18 protein-coding genes and 1 pseudogene are annotated in these 17,082 nt (G+C 65.9%); 12 read left to right on the top strand and 7 right to left on the bottom strand.

The window, feature by feature from the left end; all coding sequences use genetic code 11:
• Nucleotides 1–1,008 (bottom strand): asparaginase, encoded by a 1,008-nt coding sequence (locus ACMVY4_RS15315; protein ID WP_416896879.1) that lies wholly within the window; start codon nucleotides 1,006–1,008, stop codon nucleotides 1–3.
• Between the two features lie 51 nt (nucleotides 1,009–1,059).
• Between ACMVY4_RS15315 and ACMVY4_RS15310 the strand changes: the two genes are divergently transcribed.
• A complete protein-coding gene (locus tag ACMVY4_RS15310; protein ID WP_416896878.1) occupies nucleotides 1,060–1,590 on the top strand; it encodes an RNA methyltransferase in 531 nt (176 codons plus the stop codon).
• On the opposite strand, the gene ACMVY4_RS15305 is transcribed toward ACMVY4_RS15310, so the two are convergent.
• Nucleotides 1,587–2,342, bottom strand: a complete 756-nt coding sequence (locus ACMVY4_RS15305) for an EAL domain-containing protein (RefSeq protein ID WP_416896877.1) — start codon at nucleotides 2,340–2,342, stop codon at nucleotides 1,587–1,589. The genes ACMVY4_RS15310 and ACMVY4_RS15305 overlap by 4 nt on opposite strands.
• A gap of 64 nt (nucleotides 2,343–2,406) precedes the next feature.
• Here ACMVY4_RS15305 and ACMVY4_RS15300 point away from each other — a divergent pair, with 64 nt between their 5' ends.
• Nucleotides 2,407–3,330 carry a ketopantoate reductase family protein gene (locus ACMVY4_RS15300; RefSeq protein ID WP_416896876.1) on the top strand — a complete coding sequence of 308 codons (924 nt, stop codon included), beginning with the start codon at nucleotides 2,407–2,409 and terminating at the stop codon, nucleotides 3,328–3,330.
• A gap of 6 nt (nucleotides 3,331–3,336) precedes the next feature.
• Here ACMVY4_RS15300 and ACMVY4_RS15295 read toward each other — a convergent pair whose 3' ends face one another.
• Nucleotides 3,337–4,182 carry a universal stress protein gene (locus ACMVY4_RS15295; RefSeq protein ID WP_416896875.1) on the bottom strand — a complete coding sequence of 282 codons (846 nt, stop codon included), beginning with the start codon at nucleotides 4,180–4,182 and terminating at the stop codon, nucleotides 3,337–3,339.
• 238 nt (nucleotides 4,183–4,420) lie between these two features.
• On the opposite strand from ACMVY4_RS15295, the gene ACMVY4_RS15290 reads away from it, so the two are divergent.
• Entirely contained in the window at nucleotides 4,421–5,149 is a 729-nt protein-coding gene (locus ACMVY4_RS15290; protein WP_416896874.1) for a Crp/Fnr family transcriptional regulator, read from the top strand.
• Here the strand turns inward: ACMVY4_RS15290 and ACMVY4_RS15285 are convergent, their stop codons facing one another.
• Nucleotides 5,150–5,650 (bottom strand): hemerythrin domain-containing protein, encoded by a 501-nt coding sequence (locus tag ACMVY4_RS15285; protein ID WP_416896873.1) that lies wholly within the window; start codon nucleotides 5,648–5,650, stop codon nucleotides 5,150–5,152. It abuts the gene before it with no gap.
• 178 nt (nucleotides 5,651–5,828) lie between these two features.
• Between ACMVY4_RS15285 and ccoN the strand changes: the two genes are divergently transcribed.
• From ccoN to ccoS, 9 genes are all read left to right on the top strand, one after another.
• A complete protein-coding gene (gene ccoN / locus ACMVY4_RS15280) occupies nucleotides 5,829–7,421 on the top strand; it encodes a cytochrome-c oxidase, cbb3-type subunit I (protein ID WP_416896872.1) in 1,593 nt (530 codons plus the stop codon).
• Nucleotides 7,422–7,433: 12 nt separating this feature from the next.
• Complete coding sequence (gene ccoO, locus ACMVY4_RS15275) at nucleotides 7,434–8,159, top strand: cytochrome-c oxidase, cbb3-type subunit II (RefSeq protein ID WP_416896871.1); 726 nt, start codon at nucleotides 7,434–7,436, stop codon at nucleotides 8,157–8,159.
• 5 nt (nucleotides 8,160–8,164) lie between these two features.
• On the top strand, nucleotides 8,165–8,329 hold the full coding sequence (locus ACMVY4_RS15270; RefSeq protein ID WP_416896870.1) for a cbb3-type cytochrome c oxidase subunit 3: 165 nt from the start codon (nucleotides 8,165–8,167) through the stop codon (nucleotides 8,327–8,329).
• On the top strand, nucleotides 8,326–9,195 hold the full coding sequence (gene ccoP / locus ACMVY4_RS15265; protein ID WP_416896869.1) for a cytochrome-c oxidase, cbb3-type subunit III: 870 nt from the start codon (nucleotides 8,326–8,328) through the stop codon (nucleotides 9,193–9,195). The genes ACMVY4_RS15270 and ccoP overlap by 4 nt, the downstream gene beginning before the upstream one ends.
• Nucleotides 9,196–9,199: 4 nt before the next feature.
• Entirely contained in the window at nucleotides 9,200–10,675 is a 1,476-nt protein-coding gene (ccoG, locus tag ACMVY4_RS15260; protein ID WP_416896868.1) for a cytochrome c oxidase accessory protein CcoG, read from the top strand.
• A 2-nt stretch (nucleotides 10,676–10,677) separates the two neighbouring features.
• Entirely contained in the window at nucleotides 10,678–11,016 is a 339-nt protein-coding gene (locus tag ACMVY4_RS15255; protein ID WP_416896867.1) for a FixH family protein, read from the top strand.
• Nucleotides 11,000–11,170: a hypothetical protein gene (locus tag ACMVY4_RS15250; RefSeq protein WP_416896866.1), complete on the top strand. Its 171-nt coding sequence runs from the start codon at nucleotides 11,000–11,002 to the stop codon at nucleotides 11,168–11,170. The genes ACMVY4_RS15255 and ACMVY4_RS15250 overlap by 17 nt, the downstream gene beginning before the upstream one ends.
• Before the next feature lie 68 nt (nucleotides 11,171–11,238).
• Entirely contained in the window at nucleotides 11,239–13,395 is a 2,157-nt protein-coding gene (locus tag ACMVY4_RS15245; RefSeq protein WP_416896865.1) for a heavy metal translocating P-type ATPase, read from the top strand.
• Nucleotides 13,392–13,544, top strand: coding sequence for a cbb3-type cytochrome oxidase assembly protein CcoS (gene ccoS / locus ACMVY4_RS15240; RefSeq protein WP_416896864.1), 153 nt, complete (start codon nucleotides 13,392–13,394; stop codon nucleotides 13,542–13,544). The genes ACMVY4_RS15245 and ccoS overlap by 4 nt, the downstream gene beginning before the upstream one ends.
• Here ccoS and ntrC read toward each other — a convergent pair.
• The 3 genes and pseudogenes from ntrC to dusB all read right to left on the bottom strand — a co-directional run bounded on the left by ntrC (nucleotide 13,541) and on the right by dusB (nucleotide 17,049).
• A pseudogene (gene ntrC / locus ACMVY4_RS15235) lies at nucleotides 13,541–14,984 on the bottom strand (nitrogen regulation protein NR(I)). The gene ccoS and the pseudogene ntrC sit on opposite strands and share 4 nt — an antisense overlap.
• Nucleotides 14,981–16,072 (bottom strand): two-component system sensor histidine kinase NtrB, encoded by a 1,092-nt coding sequence (locus ACMVY4_RS15230; RefSeq protein WP_416896863.1) that lies wholly within the window; start codon nucleotides 16,070–16,072, stop codon nucleotides 14,981–14,983. Before ACMVY4_RS15230 ends, ntrC begins: the two are co-directional and overlap by 4 nt.
• Nucleotides 16,069–17,049: a tRNA dihydrouridine synthase DusB gene (dusB, locus tag ACMVY4_RS15225; protein ID WP_416896862.1), complete on the bottom strand. Its 981-nt coding sequence runs from the start codon at nucleotides 17,047–17,049 to the stop codon at nucleotides 16,069–16,071. Before dusB ends, ACMVY4_RS15230 begins: the two co-directional genes overlap by 4 nt.
• Nucleotides 17,050–17,082: the final 33 nt, after the last annotated feature.

Genomic DNA, 17,082 nt, shown 5'->3' with positions numbered 1-17,082 from the left:
CTAACTGATGTCGACGATCTCGCCGGTGACCAGGCCGTCGCAGTTGCGGATTTCTGGGCGGCAGTGGTGGCGGAGTGCGTTCTCGGCCTGACCGTCGAGCAAGCCAAGCCGTTCGAGGACTGACCACACGGCGGCAGTCGACGCGCGCGGCGTCCCGTCCTCGGCCTTGAGTGCGATCCCGAGCCGCCTTTCGGGCAGATAGAGCATGTAGAACCCCTCTGCCCCGGTCTTGCTCATGACGCGGCCGCTGTAGACCCGGATGAGATCGGTGTCGAAGCGATCGGTGCCGCCGACCATCTCGGGCGCGGCGACCATGGCATTCAGCAGCCGGCGGCAGGCATCGGCCCTGGCATGGCCCAGCCGTTCCGGCGACGCTTCGGCAAAACGCGCCGCGGCGACCGCCAGGGAGCGGATCGGAAGGGCGGGATTGGGCGCCGAACAGCCGTCGATCCCCACCGGCGCATCGTCGAGGCTCTCGCCGGACAGGGCCTCCACTGCCTCGAAGACGCGCTTCTGGACGTTATGGGCGCGGCTGGCATACCCCGCCGGCGCTTCGCCGAGATGCAGCGCCGTCGCCAGCATCCCGGTGTGTTTGCCCGAGCAGTTGTTGTGGACCCGGCCAGGCTCTTGCCGGGCAAGCACCATCTCACGGTAGTCGACATCCCGCCTGGGCCATTGCGGACCGCAAGCCAGTGCCTCCGGATCCAGTCCGATGCGGTCGAGCCAGGCCGTGACCGTGTCGGTATGGAATCCCTCGCCCTCATGGCTGGCGCAGGCCAGCGCCAGTTCGGCGGGGCTGCAGACAAAGTGGTCGGCTGCGCCGCTCTCGATCAGCGGCAATGCCTGGATGGCCTTCAGCGAGGAACGCGGAAAGACGACCCGGTCGGGGTCGCCGAAGACATGCGTCGCATCCCCGTTCGGTCCGGCGACGACCGCGTGGACGCTGTGCACACTCTCGACCGCCCCGCCCCGCGTGGCTGCGATCCGGATTGGGCCGTTGCTTGTCATTCTTTTTCTCCCGGTCCATAGCAGGGGCAAGAGACTATGGAGCATGAATCGGTGCGCGGCTATTTCGGGATCGGCGTCTGGCGTTTTTCCAAACCGATGAATGCAGGCAACCTGTTCCGCACAGCGCACGCTTTCGGTGCCAGTTTCGTCTTCACGATCGAGGCCGATTACAAGGTCTGGAAGGCCAGGTCCGACACGTCAGCCGCGCCCCGGAACATCCCCTGGTATGCTTACGAAAGCCCTGAGGATTTCCGGCTGCCGCACGAGTGCAAGCTGGTGGGCGTCGAACTGACCGACGAGGCGGTCGACCTGCCGCGCTTTCACCACCCGCTCGCGGCCGCCTATGTGCTGGGGCCCGAGCGGGGCTCCCTGACCGGAGAGATGCTGGCGCGCTGCGACCACGTCGTGCGCATCCCGACGAGCTTCTGCATCAACGTCGCGACCGCCGGCGCCATCGTCATGTACGACCGCGTCATGGCCCACGGGCAGTTCGGACAGCGCCCGCTGACCAACGCCACGCGTCCGGGCGACCTGCCCGACCATGTCCACGGCCGACCGAAGTCCCGAAGCAAGCCGGCCTAGATCCGGGTGCCGAAGTCGGCGGCGCTCATCGGCAGGCCGTAGAAAAAGCCCTGCGCAAGGTCGCAGCCCTCGCCATCCAGGAACGCCCGCTGGCCTTCGGTTTCCACACCCTCGGCGACGACCGTCATCCCGAGTTCGTGGGCCAGGCGCACCACCGAGGCGACAATCACCCGTGCCTCGCGCACGTCGGGCAGGTCGCGGACAAAGGAGCGGTCGATCTTGATGGTCCGGAACGGCAGCTTGTGGACATAGGCGAGTGAGGAGAACCCGGTCCCGAAATCGTCGATCGAGAGGTGGAACCCGGCCCGGTGGAGGGCCTCGATCTGATCGACTGCCTTGTCCAGCGCCACCGGCGAGGTTTCGGTGATCTCCAGATGCAGGGCCTCCCGCTCCAGGCCGCTCTCGGCCAGCAGGAACTCGCAGGCGCCGGTGAAATCGTCGGAGAGCAGCTGGGCCGGCGACAGGTTGACGGCGACGAACAGCTCCTCGCGCCCCCGGTCGCGCCAGTCAGACAAGGCGGTCAGCGCCTGTTCGACCATCCAGACGCCAGGGGCATCAAGTGAGCCGTCGCGTTCACTGAGCGGAATGAAGGTGTCGGGGCCGACAGCGCCATGAACCGGATGCCGCCAGCGCATCAGCGCCTCGGCGCCCGCCAGCCGACCGGCCCCCAGCTCGCAGATCGGCTGAAATGCCGGACTCAGTTCCTGGCGCTCCAGCGCCATGCGGAAATCTTCGGTCAGCCGTTCGTTCATCGGTCCCGCCCCATGTGCACGCATGATACACGGTCGGGGTGACGGAAGCACGGAAGGGCAAAGGATGAAGATCGCCATCGTCGGAGCCGGCGCAATGGGCTCTGTCTACGCCGCGCTTCTGGCCGATGCCGGCAACGAGGTCTGGGCCATCGATATCTGGAAGGAACACATCAATGCCATCGCGTCCACCGGACTCCGGGTCGAGGGCGCGAGCGGCGACCGGACGGTGACCGGCATTCATGCTGCCACCAGCCTGTCCGATGCGGGCGCCTGCGATCTCTACATCATCGCCACAAAGGCCGACGGCGTCGGGCCGGCCGCCCGGGACGTTGCGGCTTCGATGCGGGACGATTCCCTTGTGCTGACCATTCAGAACGGGCTGGGTGCGGGCGAACGGATCGCGGAGCACATGGACACCGCCAACGTGCTGCTCGGGGTTGCGGCAGGCTTCGGCGCCTCGATGCGCGGCCCCGGTCACGCGCACCACAACTCGATGAGCCTGATCCGGATCGGCGAGATCAATGGCGGCCTGACCGAACGCGTCGAAAGGATTGCGCAGGTCTGGCGGGATGCCGGATTCAACGTGAAGGCCTATGACGACATCGAGCAGCTGGTCTGGGAGAAGTTCATCTGCAACGCGACCTACAGCGCGCCCTGCACCGTGTTCGGCTGCACCATCGGCGAGATCCTGGACACCCGCGACCGCTGGGAAATCGCGAAGGGCTGCGCGCTGGAAATCCATGCGCTGGGTGTCGCACGGGGCGTGCGCTTCGGCTTCGACGATCCGGTCGCCTATGTCACCGAATTCGGCCGGAACATGCCGAACGCCAGGCCGTCCATGCTGCTGGACCACATGGCGGGAAGGCGCTCGGAGATCGGCGCCATCAATGGAATGGCCGAGGTGCTGGGTGCAGAACTGGGGATCGCCACGCCCTACAACCAGACACTCTCGGCCATCATCCGCGACCGCGAGAGCCGCTTCGGCTGACGCCGGTCAGTGCGACAGCAGGACCGGCACGGTCATCTGCTGCAGGATCGACCGCGTGACGCCGCCGAACAGCGTCTGCTGGATCCGGGAATGCGCGAAGGCGCCCATGACCAGAAGATCGGCTCCGATATCGGCGCAGCGCGACAGGATGAAGTTCGCCGGATCAATATCGCGGGCATTCTCGACATCCAGTTCCACCTTGAGGCCGTGCCGGGCCAGATGCGTGGAGATGTCTGCGCCCGGCATCTCGCCATGCGCGCCGCGGCGCTTGTCGGGGTTGACCACCATGACATGCACCTTGTCGGCCTTCTCGATCAACGGCATCGCGTCGCCGAGCGCCCGGGCGGCCTCACGGCTGCCGTCCCAGCCGACCACGACGTTCTTCGCGAAGGTCTGCCGGGTCCCCGTATAGGGCATGACAAGCACCGGCCGTCCGGCCGCCAGAATGGCCTCCTCGACAACTTCATGCCCGCCGGCCCGCGTCGTGTCGGGGCGCGACTGCCCCATGATCAGCAGGTCCGAGTGCCGGGCGTGCTGACCGATGACATCGGCGACCGCGGCCGCGCTGCCCGAATCGCGGCGGTAGTCGACCGCGATCGAGGAACGCGAGAGCGCCTCCTCGTAGATCTTGTGGACGGCGGCCTCCGCTTCGCGTTCGCGCGCCTCGATGGACTCCATGAGGTCCGGCGGCAGGCCGACCATCGTGAAGGCCGGCACCTGGCTCGCCGGCACCGACACATACAGGCCTGCGAGATGGGCGTCGTTGGCCTCGGCCAGCGCGACGGCTGCCGCGATGTCGGTCTTCATGTCGGTGTCGGGGTCGAGATGCAGAAGAATGTCCTTGATCGCCATGGCGAACCTCCGTTCGTGTGATGGGTTCAGTATGGCGGTGCGCCGAGGCCGGCTTTTGATCCGGGTCAAATTCTGCAAGTTTTCGCGGCGCCGCCCATCCCGCGCCTTGCCGCTCTAAAAGGGGACGCCGTTTCGGGTCCGGTCAGTTTGTCGCGCTGTCTCTCAACGTTTGGATGCGCGCCCGGCTGGCGTTAGTCTTTGCCCCTGCAACAATGGGGTGGAGCGCCGGACCTTGCGCATGCAGACCGAGACCAGGACCGTCAGCCGCTGCCAGATCTGCGCAGTGCGTCACAAGTCCGTCTGCGGGGCCCTCGACGAGCGCGAGCTCGCCGCCCTGAACGCGATCGCTCATCAGAAACTCCTGGCGCGTGGCGAGCCGATCATGAATGCCGACGACCATGTCGACTACTTCGCCAACATCGTGCACGGGGCGGTCAAGCTCACCAAGCTGCTCAGCGACGGCCGGCAGCAGATCGTCGGCCTGCAGTTCGCGCCGGATTTCCTGGGCCGCGCCTACAAGGACCGCAGCCCCTACTTCGCCGAGGCGGCGACCGATCTGGAGCTTTGCATCTTTCCCCGGGCGGGCTTCGAACGGTTGCTGAAGGAGTATCCGGGACTGGAGATGCGGCTGTTTCAGGACACGCTGAACGAGCTGGACGCCGCCCGTGACTGGATGCTGCTGCTGGGACGCAAGACCGCCGCGGAGAAGGTCGCGTCTTTCATCGAGTTGATCGCCCGGCGGACACCCATGATCGGCTGTGCACATTCGGACGACATGAAGGAAGTCCGCTTCGAGCTGCCGCTCAGCCGGACGGAAATCGCCGACTATCTCGGGCTGACCATCGAGACGGTCAGCCGGCAGATCGGCAAGCTGAAATCCTCGGGAATCATCCGCCTGCACGCGACCCGCGAGATGTCTGTGCTCGACATGGAGGCCTTGCGGGACGCGGGCAGCGTCGACAGCTGATCAGTCGACTTCGGCGTCGGTGAACAACCTTGACGCGACAAATTCCTCCCAGGCCAGGTGGCGTCGCATGGTATGGAAGTAGAGACGCATCAGATAGCCGAGCGCATCCGGGTTCCGGATGACACCGACTTCCGCTGCATGGTCCAGAATGTCGGCCAGTTCGAATCCGAGCGGCTCGTTCTCGGCATGATCGGTGGCCAGCTGCTCGACCGCCGCGATCAGATAGGGCGGCGCGTCCGGCCAGCGCGCGAGGTATCCGCGCAGTTCCGATTCTTCCTGCCGGCAATGCGCCGGGATCCCGGCCTTCAGCGCCGCGGAGATCAGCCGCAACTGCTGCGGCCGGGGCGGCGTCGGCAGACCGTCGGCAATCTCTTCCAGTTCGTCGCAGAGCTCGTTGATCATCCGGTGTTCGGCGGCGAACGTCGTGGAGCGTTCGGCCTCGAGCCGCAGGTGCTCGCTGATCGCGAGACCGAGCGGCGAATGGGTCAAAGCCTTTTTCATGTGCGAACCGTCTCCGTTGGCGCGGCCCGGCCGGGGGACCTGTGGCGCGCGAAGCCCTTCAAAACGTCTCACATACGGCGATTGCCGATTTGACCCAGATCAAGACCGGCTCGCGCTGTCCGTCCTATTTGCTGCACCGCCGCAAGTAAGTTGAACGCGGAGAAGAAGGGGGACTCCCATGTCCAATGTTATAGTCATGGTTCTCATGGCCCTGGGGGCGGTCGCCGGCCTGTTCGGCGCAGCCCGCGGCCATGACGAACTGTTCCAGGCCCACGCCTGGGTTTTCACCATTGCCTGTCTGATCGGCCTGTGGGCCATGCTTCGCCGCTTCGGCGAGGCCCCGAAGGAAGATCCGGCCGGTTATGCCGACGGCGTTGTCCGCTTTGGCGCGATCGCGACCGTGTTCTGGGGTCTGGCGGGCTTCCTCGTCGGCCTGGTGATTGCGCTGCAGCTGGCCTTTCCGGCTCTCAACCTGGGACTGGAATACACCACCTTCGGACGTCTGCGGCCGCTGCACACCTCCGCGGTGATCTTCGCTTTCGGCGGCAACGCACTTCTGTGCACCAGTTTCTACGTCGTGCAGCGCACCTGCCGCACGCGTCTGGCGCTCGGCGGCCTGCACTGGTTCGTCTTCTGGGGCTATCAGCTATTCATCGTGCTGGCGGCTACCGGCTACCTGCTGGGCGTTACCCAGTCCAAGGAATATGCCGAGCCCGAGTGGTACGTCGATATCTGGCTGACCATTGTCTGGGTAGCGTATCTCGCGATCTTCCTGGGCACGCTGTTCAAGCGCAAGGAACCCCACATCTACGTCGCGAACTGGTTCTATCTCGCCTTCATCGTGACCATCGCCATGCTTCATCTGGTCAACAACATGGCGGTGCCTGTCTCGTTCCTGGGCTCCAAGAGCTACGTCGCCTTCTCCGGCGTGCAGGATGCCCTGACCCAGTGGTGGTACGGCCACAATGCTGTGGGCTTCTTCCTGACCGCGGGCTTCCTGGGCATGATGTACTACTTCGTGCCGAAGCAGATCGAACGGCCGGTCTACAGCTACCGCCTGTCGATCGTGCACTTCTGGGGCCTGATCTTCCTCTACATCTGGGCGGGCCCGCATCACCTGCACTACACCGCCCTGCCCGACTGGGCGCAGACCCTCGGCATGGTGTTCTCGATCATGCTGTGGATGCCCAGCTGGGGCGGTATGATCAACGGTCTGATGACGCTCTCGGGCGCCTGGGACAAGCTGCGGACCGATCCGATCATCCGCATGATGGTCATCGCCATCGCCTTCTACGGCATGTCGACCTTCGAGGGTCCGATGATGTCGATCAAGACGGTGAACGGGCTCAGCCACTACACCGACTGGACCATCGGGCACGTGCATTCCGGCGCGCTCGGCTGGGTGGGCATGATCAGCTTCGGCGCGATCTACTACCTGGTGCCGCGGCTCTGGAACAAGGAAGGGCTGTACAGCCTCAGACTGGTCAGCTGGCACGTCTGGCTCGCCACCATCGGCATCGTGATCTACGCGGCCGTGATGTGGGTCAGCGGCATCATGCAGGGCCTGATGTGGCGCGAATACGATGCGAACGGCTTCCTGGTCTACAGCTTCGCCGAGACCGTCGCGGCCATGCATCCCTTCTACGTCATCCGTGCGCTTGGCGGGGCGCTCTACATCGCCGGCGCGGTCCTGATGGCCTTCAACATCTGGAAGACCATCACCGCGGTACCGGCGAAGGCCCCGGCCGACGCCGTCGGCCAGGCCGCCTGATCGGGAGAGAGAATGATGTTCAAGCATGAAATCATCGAAAAGAACGCCACGCTCATGATGGTGCTCAGCCTGATCGTGGTCTCCATCGGTGGCATCGTGGAGATCGCCCCGCTGTTCTACATGCAGAACACGATCGAGAAGGTGGAGGGGGTCCGTCCCTACTCCCCGCTCGAACTGGCGGGACGGAACGTCTACATCCGCGAGGGCTGCTACACCTGCCACAGCCAGATGATCCGGCCGATGCGGGACGAGGTGGAGCGCTACGGCCACTACAGCCTGGCGGCGGAGAGCATGTACGACCACCCGTTCCAGTGGGGGTCCAAGCGGACGGGCCCGGATCTCGCCCGGGTGGGACAGCGCTACTCGAACGAGTGGCACGTCCAGCACCTGATCGATCCGCGCTCGGTCGTGCCCGAATCGATCATGCCGCCCTACGCCTTTCTGGCCGAGAAGGACCTCAGGACGGACGACATCGTCGCCCACCTGAAGTCCAACCGGGCGGTCGGAGTGCCCTACACCGACGAGATGATCGAGCTGGCCGAGGCCGACATGCGCGATCAGGCCGATCCGGATGCCGACTGGGAGGGCGTTCAGACGCGCTACCCGAAGGCCCAGGTCGGCGATTTCGACGGCGACCCGAGCCGGCTTACCGAGATGGACGCTCTGGTGGCCTATCTGCAGATGCTCGGCACGCTGGTGGACTTCTCCGCCTACCAGGCCGACGAGAACTACAGGTGAGCGGCATGGATCACGAAATCGCACGGCACCTCGCCGACACATGGGGACTGGTCCTGCTGGTCCTCATGTTCCTGGCTGCGGTCGGCTTCCTCTTCCGGCCCGGCGCCAAATCCTACTACCGCAAGTGCGGACACATCCCCCTTTCGGACGATGAAAGGCCCAAGTCATGAGCAGCAAAGACAAGGACGACGTCACCGGCATCGATACGACCGGCCATGAATGGGACGGTATCAAGGAACTCAACAACCCGCTGCCGCGGTGGTGGCTCTACACCTTCTACATCACCATCATCTGGGCCATCGGCTACACGATCGCGTTTCCTGCCTGGCCGCTGATTTCCGAGGCCACCCCCGGGCTGCTGGGTTACTCCAGCCGCGCCGAGGTGGAGAAGGAGATCAGCATCGCGCGGGCCGAACAGGCCGACCTGATCCAGAATGTCGAGACCCTGCCCTTCGACCAGATCCGGTCCGACGCGGCGACCTTCAGCTACGCCGTCAGCGGCGGACGGGCCGCATTTCTCGTCAACTGCTCCCAGTGCCACGGTTCCGGTGCGCAGGGCAGCCCGGGCTATCCGAACCTGAACGACGACGACTGGCTCTGGGGCGGCACCGTGGAAGACATCTACGCCACGCTGCAGCATGGCATCCGTTACGAACGGGACGATGACACCCGCTTCTCGCAGATGCCTGCCTTCGGACGGGACGGCATTCTGGACGCAGAGCAGGTCGAGCAGGTCGCCCACTACGTCGTTGCGCTGAGTGGCGGCGAGCACGAGGCCAGCCTCGCCGAGGCCGGCAAGACGGTCTACGACGAGAACTGCGCCGCCTGCCATGGCGAGAAGGGTCTGGGCGACCAGAGCCAGGGTGCGCCCAACCTGGCCGACCCGATCGCGCTCTACGGGTCCGGCGTGCGGGACATCCAGCGTCAGGTCCATGCGCCGCAGCATGGTGTGATGCCAGCGTGGAACTTCCGTCTGCAGGACGCCACGCTCAAGCAGCTGGCGATCTACGTCCACTCTCTCGGCGGAGGCGAGTAGATCCATGAGCGTGACGCCCGAAGTCGACAAGATCGACGTCGAAGCCGTCAACAACCGGCGGAAGCGGTCCCTCTACAAGGCCCGCCAGGCGATCCATCCGATGCGGGTGTCCGGAACCTTCCGGCGCCTCAAGTGGTGGATCATGGGCGTCACGCTCGCGATTTACTACATCACGCCCTGGATCCGCTGGAACCGCGGTCCCGGGGTCCCGGACCAGGCGGTGCTGATCGATCTGGAGCACCGCCGGTTCTTCTTCTTCTTCATCGAGATCTGGCCGCAGGAATTCTACTACGTGGCCGGCCTGCTGATCATGGCCGGCATCGGCCTGTTCCTGGTTACTTCCGTGCTTGGCCGAGCCTGGTGCGGCTATACCTGCCCGCAAACCGTCTGGGTCGACCTCTTCGTCCATGTCGAACGGTTCATCGACGGCGACCGGAACGCCCGCTTCCGTCTCGACAAGGCGCCCTGGGGTTTCACCAAGATCCGAAAGAGACTGTCCAAGTATCTGATCTGGGTACTGATCGGCGTGGCGACCGGCGGCGCCTGGGTGTTCTATTTCGCCGACGCGCCGACGCTCTTCGTCGACCTCTTCACCGGCGAGGCGAGCAGCGTCGCCTACACCACGGTCGCCATCCTGACCGCGACGACCTTCATCTTCGGCGGCATGATGCGCGAACAGGTCTGCACCTACATGTGCCCCTGGCCGCGCATCCAGGCGGCGATGCTGGACGAGAACTCGCTGACCGTCACCTACAACGACTGGCGCGGCGAGCCCCGCGGCCGGCACCGCAAGACGGCAGACGCGGCCCGCCTTGGCGACTGCATCGACTGCAACCAGTGCGTAGCCGTCTGTCCGATGGGCATCGACATCCGTGACGGCTCCCAGCTGGAATGCATCAACTGCGCGCTCTGCATCGACGCCTGCAACAATGTGATGGCGAAGACCGGCGGCACGCCGGACCTGATCTCCTACACCAGCCTGAACTCCTACGAGACGGCGGCCGAGGGCGGCACCCCGCCGCCGGTCCGGAAGACCATCTTCCGGCCCCGCACTCTGGTCTACACCAGCATCTGGGCGGCGGTCGGCGTGGCGATGCTGGCCGTCCTGATCAGCCGCGACCGGCTGGACATCAATGTCCTCGCGGACCGCAATCCGCGTTACGTCCAGCTGTCCGACGGCCAGATCCGCAACGGCTACACAATCAAGATCCTGAACATGGAGCAGCAGGCCCGCCGGGTCCTTCTGCAGGTCTCCGGCATACCGGACGCGCTGATGACCGTTGCCGGACAGGATCTCTGGCCGAGCCGCACGCGCGAATTCGAACTCGAGGCCGACAAGGTCCTGAGTCTCAAGGTCTTCGTCGCTGCCCCGCGCGAACAACTCGAACCCGGCGAGAACCCTTTCAGCTTCAGCGTCACCGACCTGGTGGGCATCGAACAGGCCCACTACGGCGCCCGCCTCTACGCACCGGAGGACTGACCATGGCACATGCCACCCGTACCCCCCGCCCCGTCACCGGACGCACCGTGCTCATCACAATCGTCGCCTTCTTCGGGGTCATCATCGCGGTCAATCTGACGCTGACGGTGTTCGCGCTCCGGTCGGACAACGGCCTGGTCGTGAAGAACAGCTACGTCGCCAGCCAGAACTTCAACCGCAACATGGCCGAGGCGCGGGCCCAGGAAGAACTCGGTTGGCGTCTCGCCGCCATCCGCGAGAACGGCGAACTGATCGTCCGTCTCCACGACCGGGACGGGATCGCGGTCGAAGGCGCGACCGTCACTGCGAAGGTCGGCCAGCCCGGTGACCGCGCGCGATGACCGGACCGTCGAACTGGCGTTGGCTTCAGACGGCGCCTTCCACGCCGACCTGCCGCTCGGCGGCGGCAAGTGGCAGGCCGATATCCTGGTGACCGGCCCCGCGGGCGAGACCTACCGCAAGATCTTCCACTTCGAGGTGGAGCCGGGCAGATGAGCTGCTGCACCGTCGCCCCAACCCAGACGCGCCCGCCACAGGCCCGCAGAACGGCGGCCGGCGGGGACGTGGTCGAGCTCATTGTCCCGGATGTTCACTGTGCCGGTTGCATCTCGAAGATCGAGGGCGCGCTCTCCAGGCGGGAGGACGTGCGCGACGCCCGCCTCAACCTCACGACGCGCCGCCTCCGCGTCACCCTGGGTCCGTCCGGCGACGCCGGATCGATCATCGCCGCCGTCGAGGCGCTGGGCTATGACTGCCGCCGGTTCGACGCCGCGGAAGCCGGCACGTCCAACGAGGACCGCGAGGGCCGCGATCTCTTGCGCTCGCTCGCCGTCGCCGGGTTCGCCGCGGGCAACGTGATGCTGCTGTCGGTTTCCGTCTGGTCCGGCGCCGAGGGCGCCACCCGCGACCTGTTCCACTGGATCTCGGCGCTGATCGCCCTGCCCGCCATCGCCTATGCCGGCCAGCCCTTCTTCCGCTCGGCCTGGAAGGCGCTGAAGGCGCGCAGCCTGAACATGGATGTGCCGATCTCGCTGGCCGTCATCCTGGCCGGCGCGCTCAGCCTCAAATCCGTGTTCCTGAGCGGCGAGGAAGCGTTCTTCGACGCGGCGGTCATGCTGCTCTTCTTCCTGCTGGTCGGCCGCTATCTGGATCACCGGGTCCGCGCCCGCGCCCGCTCGGCCGTCAGCCAGTTGCTCTCGCTCTGGTCGGCCGAAGCCACGCGCATTTCCGGCGAAATAAACGAGCGGGTTCCGATCGATGCCATCCAGCCCGGCGACCGTGTGCTGGTTGCCGCAGGCGAACGGATTCCGGTCGACGGGGCGGTGGTTTCCGGACATGGCGACATCGACCGTTCGGTCGTGACCGGCGAATCCGAGCCTGTGCACATCACCGCCGGCGACAAGGTCCAGGCGGGTTCCATGAACCTCAACGCGCCGCTGGAGCTGCGCGTCACAGCAACCGGCGACGACACCTGGCTGGCCCAGGTCGTCCGCCTGATGGAGAACGCCGAATCCGGCCGCGGACGCCATGTCCGTCTGGCCGACCGCGCCGCAAGGATCTACGCGCCCGCGGTGCATCTGGCAGCTTTGCTGACCTTCATCGGCTGGACGGTTGCCGGCGCAGCCTGGGGCGATGCCCTCTGGATCGCCGTGTCGGTGCTGATCATCACCTGTCCCTGCGCTCTCGGACTGGCCGTTCCGGCGGTCCAGGTCGTCGCCAGCGGCGTACTGTTCCGGGCCGGCATTCTGGTCAAGGACGGCGGCGCGCTGGAGCGGCTGGCCGAAGCAGACCGTGCCGTGTTCGACAAGACGGGCACGCTGACGACGGGATCGCCCGTCGTGAACGCATGCACCATTCCGGAGAAGGACCTGCCGCTGGCGGCCGCTCTGGCCCGTCAGAGCCGCCACCCCCTCGCCCGCGCGCTCGCGGCCCATGCCACTGACGCGCCGGCGCCGCGCCTATCCGAAGTCCGAGAGCATCCGGGCGAAGGCCTGTCGGCCATTGCAGACGGACACGAGGTCCGTCTCGGGGCGCGGGCATTTGCGGGTCCCGGCGGGGCCGCGCCGGACAGCGGAGAGTCCGAAATCTGGTTCTCGATCGGCGGTGAGCCGGACGGATACGCCGTGCTTGCCGATTCACTGCGGCCGGGCGCCGCCCGGACCATTTCCGAGCTCAACGCTGCGGGGCTCGAACCGTCCATCCTTTCCGGCGACAATGAAGGAGCCGTCATCCGTACCGCCCGCGCCGCCGGCATCGCGCACTGGCGCGCGAACCAGCGCCCGGAAGACAAGATCGCCATCCTGGAAGCAATGAAGGCCGAGGGCCTGAAGCCGCTGATGGTCGGCGACGGAATCAATGACGGTCCGGCGCTGGCCGCGGCCCATGTGTCCATGGCGCCCGCCGAGGCCACGGATGTCGGCCGCGCTGCAGCTGACCTGATCTTCACCGGCGGCAGTCTCGAAGCCGTGCCCGTGGCGCGGTCGGTGGCCAGGCTTGCCCGGCGGCTGATCCTTCAGAACTTTGCCATCGCAGCCGTCTACAACATGGTCGCTATCCCGATCGCGGTACTGGGCGGCGCATCGCCGCTGGTCGCGGCCATTGCCATGTCCGGTTCGTCGATTGTCGTTACACTCAACGCGCTGCGGTTGCGCGGGAGAAGCGGCGTTTCGGCCCGCCGGGCGCTTGACACGGTTCCCGGAGCGAGGGAGGTGCATGCATGAACGTCCTGGTGATTCTCATCCCGATTGCCCTGCTGCTGGGCGGCGCGGGTCTCGCCGCCTTCCTCTGGGCCTTGCGGTCCGGACAATACGAGGATCCGGAGGGTGCCAGTCAGCGCATCCTGATGGATGACAGCATGCCGAAACCCTAGAGCGACGAGCCGCGGATGACCTTGATGTCCAGTTCGCGGATCTTCTTGCGGAGCGTGTTCCGGTTCAGGCCCAGCAGGTCCGCCGCCCGAAGCTGATTGCCGCGCGTCGCGGCCAGGGACAGCGACACCAGCGGCTTCTCGATTTCCTTCAGGACCCGGTCGTAAAGACCCGGCGGCGGCAGTTCGTCGCCATGCGCCTCGAAGTAGCGGCTGAGATGGTACTCGACCGCCGCGCCCAGAACTCTCGCTGGCCGGATTGGTCTCGGTCGCCACGGCGGGCGACGGCTCGGCCAGCTCCCGTTCGATGATCTCGACGGTGATGATGTCCTCGGAATAGAGCGCCGCGAGACGCCGGACGAGGTTCTCCAGTTCGCGGACATTGCCGGCCCAGCGATAGGCGACGAGGCGTTCCATGGCCGCCGGATCGATCGACTTCTGCGGCAGACCTTCCTCGATCGCCCGGTTCATGAAATGGCGGATGAGATCCGGAATGTCCTCGCGCCGCTCCCTGAGCGGGGGCAGTCGGATCGGGACCACGTTCAAGCGGTAGAACAGGTCCTCGCGGAAAAGACCCTGCCCGATCTGCTGGCGGAGGTCGCGGTTGGTCGCCGCAATGATGCGGACATCGGTGCGGATCGGCCGGCGGCCGCCGACAGTGGTGTACTCGCCTTGCTGCAGCACACGGAGCAGCCGCGTCTGCGCCTCCAGCGGCATGTCGCCGATCTCGTCGAGGAACAGCGTGCCGCCCTCGGCCTGCTCGAAACGGCCAACATTGCGCTGCGCGGCGCCGGTGAAAGCCCCCTTCTCGTGGCCGAACAGCTCGCTTTCGATCAGTTCACGCGGGATCGCAGCCATGTTCACCGGCACGAAGGGCCCGTTGCGGCGGCGGCCATAATCATGGAGTGCGCGCGCCACCAGTTCCTTGCCGGTGCCCGACTCGCCGGTGATCATCACTGTCAGGTCGGTCGTCATCAGACGCGCCATGACGCGGTAGATCTCCTGCATCGCTGCCGACCGGCCGATCAGCGGCAGCACGTCGTCGCTGGAATCCTGCTTGCGCTTCTCGCTCTGCGCCGGCTGGTTCAGCGCACGGTCGACGATGGCCAGAAGTTCCTTCAGATCGAAGGGTTTGGGCAGGTATTCGTAGGCGCCGCGTTCCGTCGCCTTCACCGCTGTCAGCAGCGTGTTCTGCGCGCTCATCACGATGACAGGAAGTTCCGGACGCCGTTTCCGGATACGCGGCAGCAGGTCGAGCCCGTCCTCGTCGGGCATCACCACATCGGTGATTACCACGTCGCCCGAGCCGTCCGAGACCCAGCGCCAGAGCGTGGCCGCGTTTCCGGTGGTCCGGACATCGAAGCCGGCTCGGCCCAGCGCCTGCCCCAGCACGGTTCGGATGCTGCGGTCGTCGTCGGCGATCAGAACGGATCGGGCGCTCATGACTTGTCCTTCCTCTTTCCGGACTTGGCGACAGGCAGGTAGATGCGGAAGACCGCGCCCCGTCCGGAGGCGTCGTATTCGATGATTCCGCCGTGGTCGTTGATCGTCTTGGCCACCAGCGCCAGGCCGAGGCCGGTGCCGCTGGGCTTGGTCGAGACGAAGGGATCGAACATGTGCTGGCGCAGGTCTTCGGGCACGCCGGGGCCGTTGTCGGCGATGGTAACCTCGAGCGGCAGTTCGACTCTCTCGGCGCTGCCAGGAACCGCCAGCCGCACGCCATGCCGGTAGGCCGTGCTCAACGTGATCTCGCCCTTGCCGTCGGGCGCAGCCTCGCAGCCGTTCTTGACCAGGTTCATGAACACCTGGATCAGCTGGTCCTGATTGCCCAGCACCATCGGCAGCGAGGGATCGTAGTTCTCGATGAAGCGGACGGACTTGCCGAACCCGCTTTCGGCGACCTTCTTCACCCGTTCCAGAACCTGATGGATGTTGCAGCCCTTGCGTTCGGAAGGCCGGGGATCGCTGAAGGCCTCCATGCGGTCGACCAGCGCCACGATGCGCTGGACCTCGTCGATGATCAGGCCGGTCAGCTCCCGGTCGTCTTCCTCGAGCCCCGCTTCCAGCAATTGCGCCGCGCCGCGGATGCCTGACAGCGGGTTCTTGACCTCATGGGCCAGCACGGCGGCCATCCCTGTGACGGCCCGCGCTGCGCCGCGATGGGTCAGCGACCGGTCCATCTTCGAGGCCATGGTTCGTTCCTCGATCTGGATCACCACCGAGCCGGGCTGTTCGACAATGGGCGAAAGCTGGATGTTGACGGTCTTGACCTCGGATTTCGGCGTCCCGAGCAGCACGCCATATTCCGAGATCGCGCCAAGTGCTTCCGTGGCCTGCCTGAACAGGCTGAGCAGCGGGCTGCCGAACGGCGCGATGTCGCTGATCGTCTGGCGGCGCAGCATCGACTGGCCGACGCCGAAGAATTCCTCGGCCGCCGGATTGGCCAGCATGATGCGGCCGTCCCTGTCGGCAACGAGCACCGGATCCGCAAGGGCGTTGACGACGGCCTCGTGCAGCTTCGGAGGCTTCATGCCGCGGCCCTGCCGGCATCGGCGACGAAATGGCGCTCGATGGACCAGAGAACCCGGTCCGGATCGGTCTCGGTCATGACCTCGCTGCGGAAGCCCGCCGGATCGGCCAGATGCTCGCCATACCAGCCGAGATGCTTTCGCGCGATCCGGACGGTCTGTTCCAGATCGCCCATCGCAATGAGGTCGGCGTAATGGCGCATCGCGATCTCGCCGATCGAGACAAGGTCCGGCGCGCCAGTCATCCCGCCGCCCAGTTCCGCTTCGATCGCAGCCGGAACCCAGGGCCGGCCGCGCGCGCCGCGGCCGATCATGACCCCGTCGGCTTGGGATTCGGCAAGGCAACGACGCGCATCGCCGGCGTCCAGGATATCGCCGTTGGCAATGACGGGGATCGACACCGCCCGCTTCACCTCCCGGATGAAACGCCAGTCGGCGCGCCCCTTGTAGAACTGGCAGCGGGTGCGGCCATGGACGGTCAGCATCCGGATGCCGCATGCCTCGGCGATCCGCGCCAGTTCGGGGGCATTCCGGCTGTCCTCGTCCCAGCCCGTCCGCATCTTCAGGGTCACAGGCAGATCCACGGCACCGACAACGGTCTCGATGATGCTGCGCGCCTTGTCCAGATCGCGCATCAGCGCCGAGCCGGCATAACCGCCCGTCACCTGCTTCGCCGGGCAGCCCATGTTGATGTCGATGATCTCTGCGCCGCGGTCCTGATTGAACCGGGCGGCGTCCGCCATTATGACGGGGTCGCAGCCGGCCAGTTGAACAGCGCGGATACCGACGCCGTCGCCTTCCATCATACGCGTGGCGCGGTCCTGGCCTGTCAGCGCCTGCCGCCCCGCGACCATCTCGGAGAAGGCGAGCGCGACCCCGAACCGCTTGACGGCGCGCCGGAACGGCGGGTCCGTGATGCCCGACATCGGGGCCAGCAGAACCTTGCCGTCCAGCTTCAGCCGTCCAATCAAAATGCTCATTCGATGACCATTTTACGGGACTGATTAAAACTA

The sequence above is a fragment of the Minwuia sp. genome, assembly GCF_048007105.1.
Taxonomy (GTDB): domain Bacteria; phylum Pseudomonadota; class Alphaproteobacteria; order Minwuiales; family Minwuiaceae; genus Minwuia.
The sequence above is the reverse complement of the archived record's forward strand: the minus strand, read 5'-3'. Positions and strand labels throughout refer to the sequence as shown.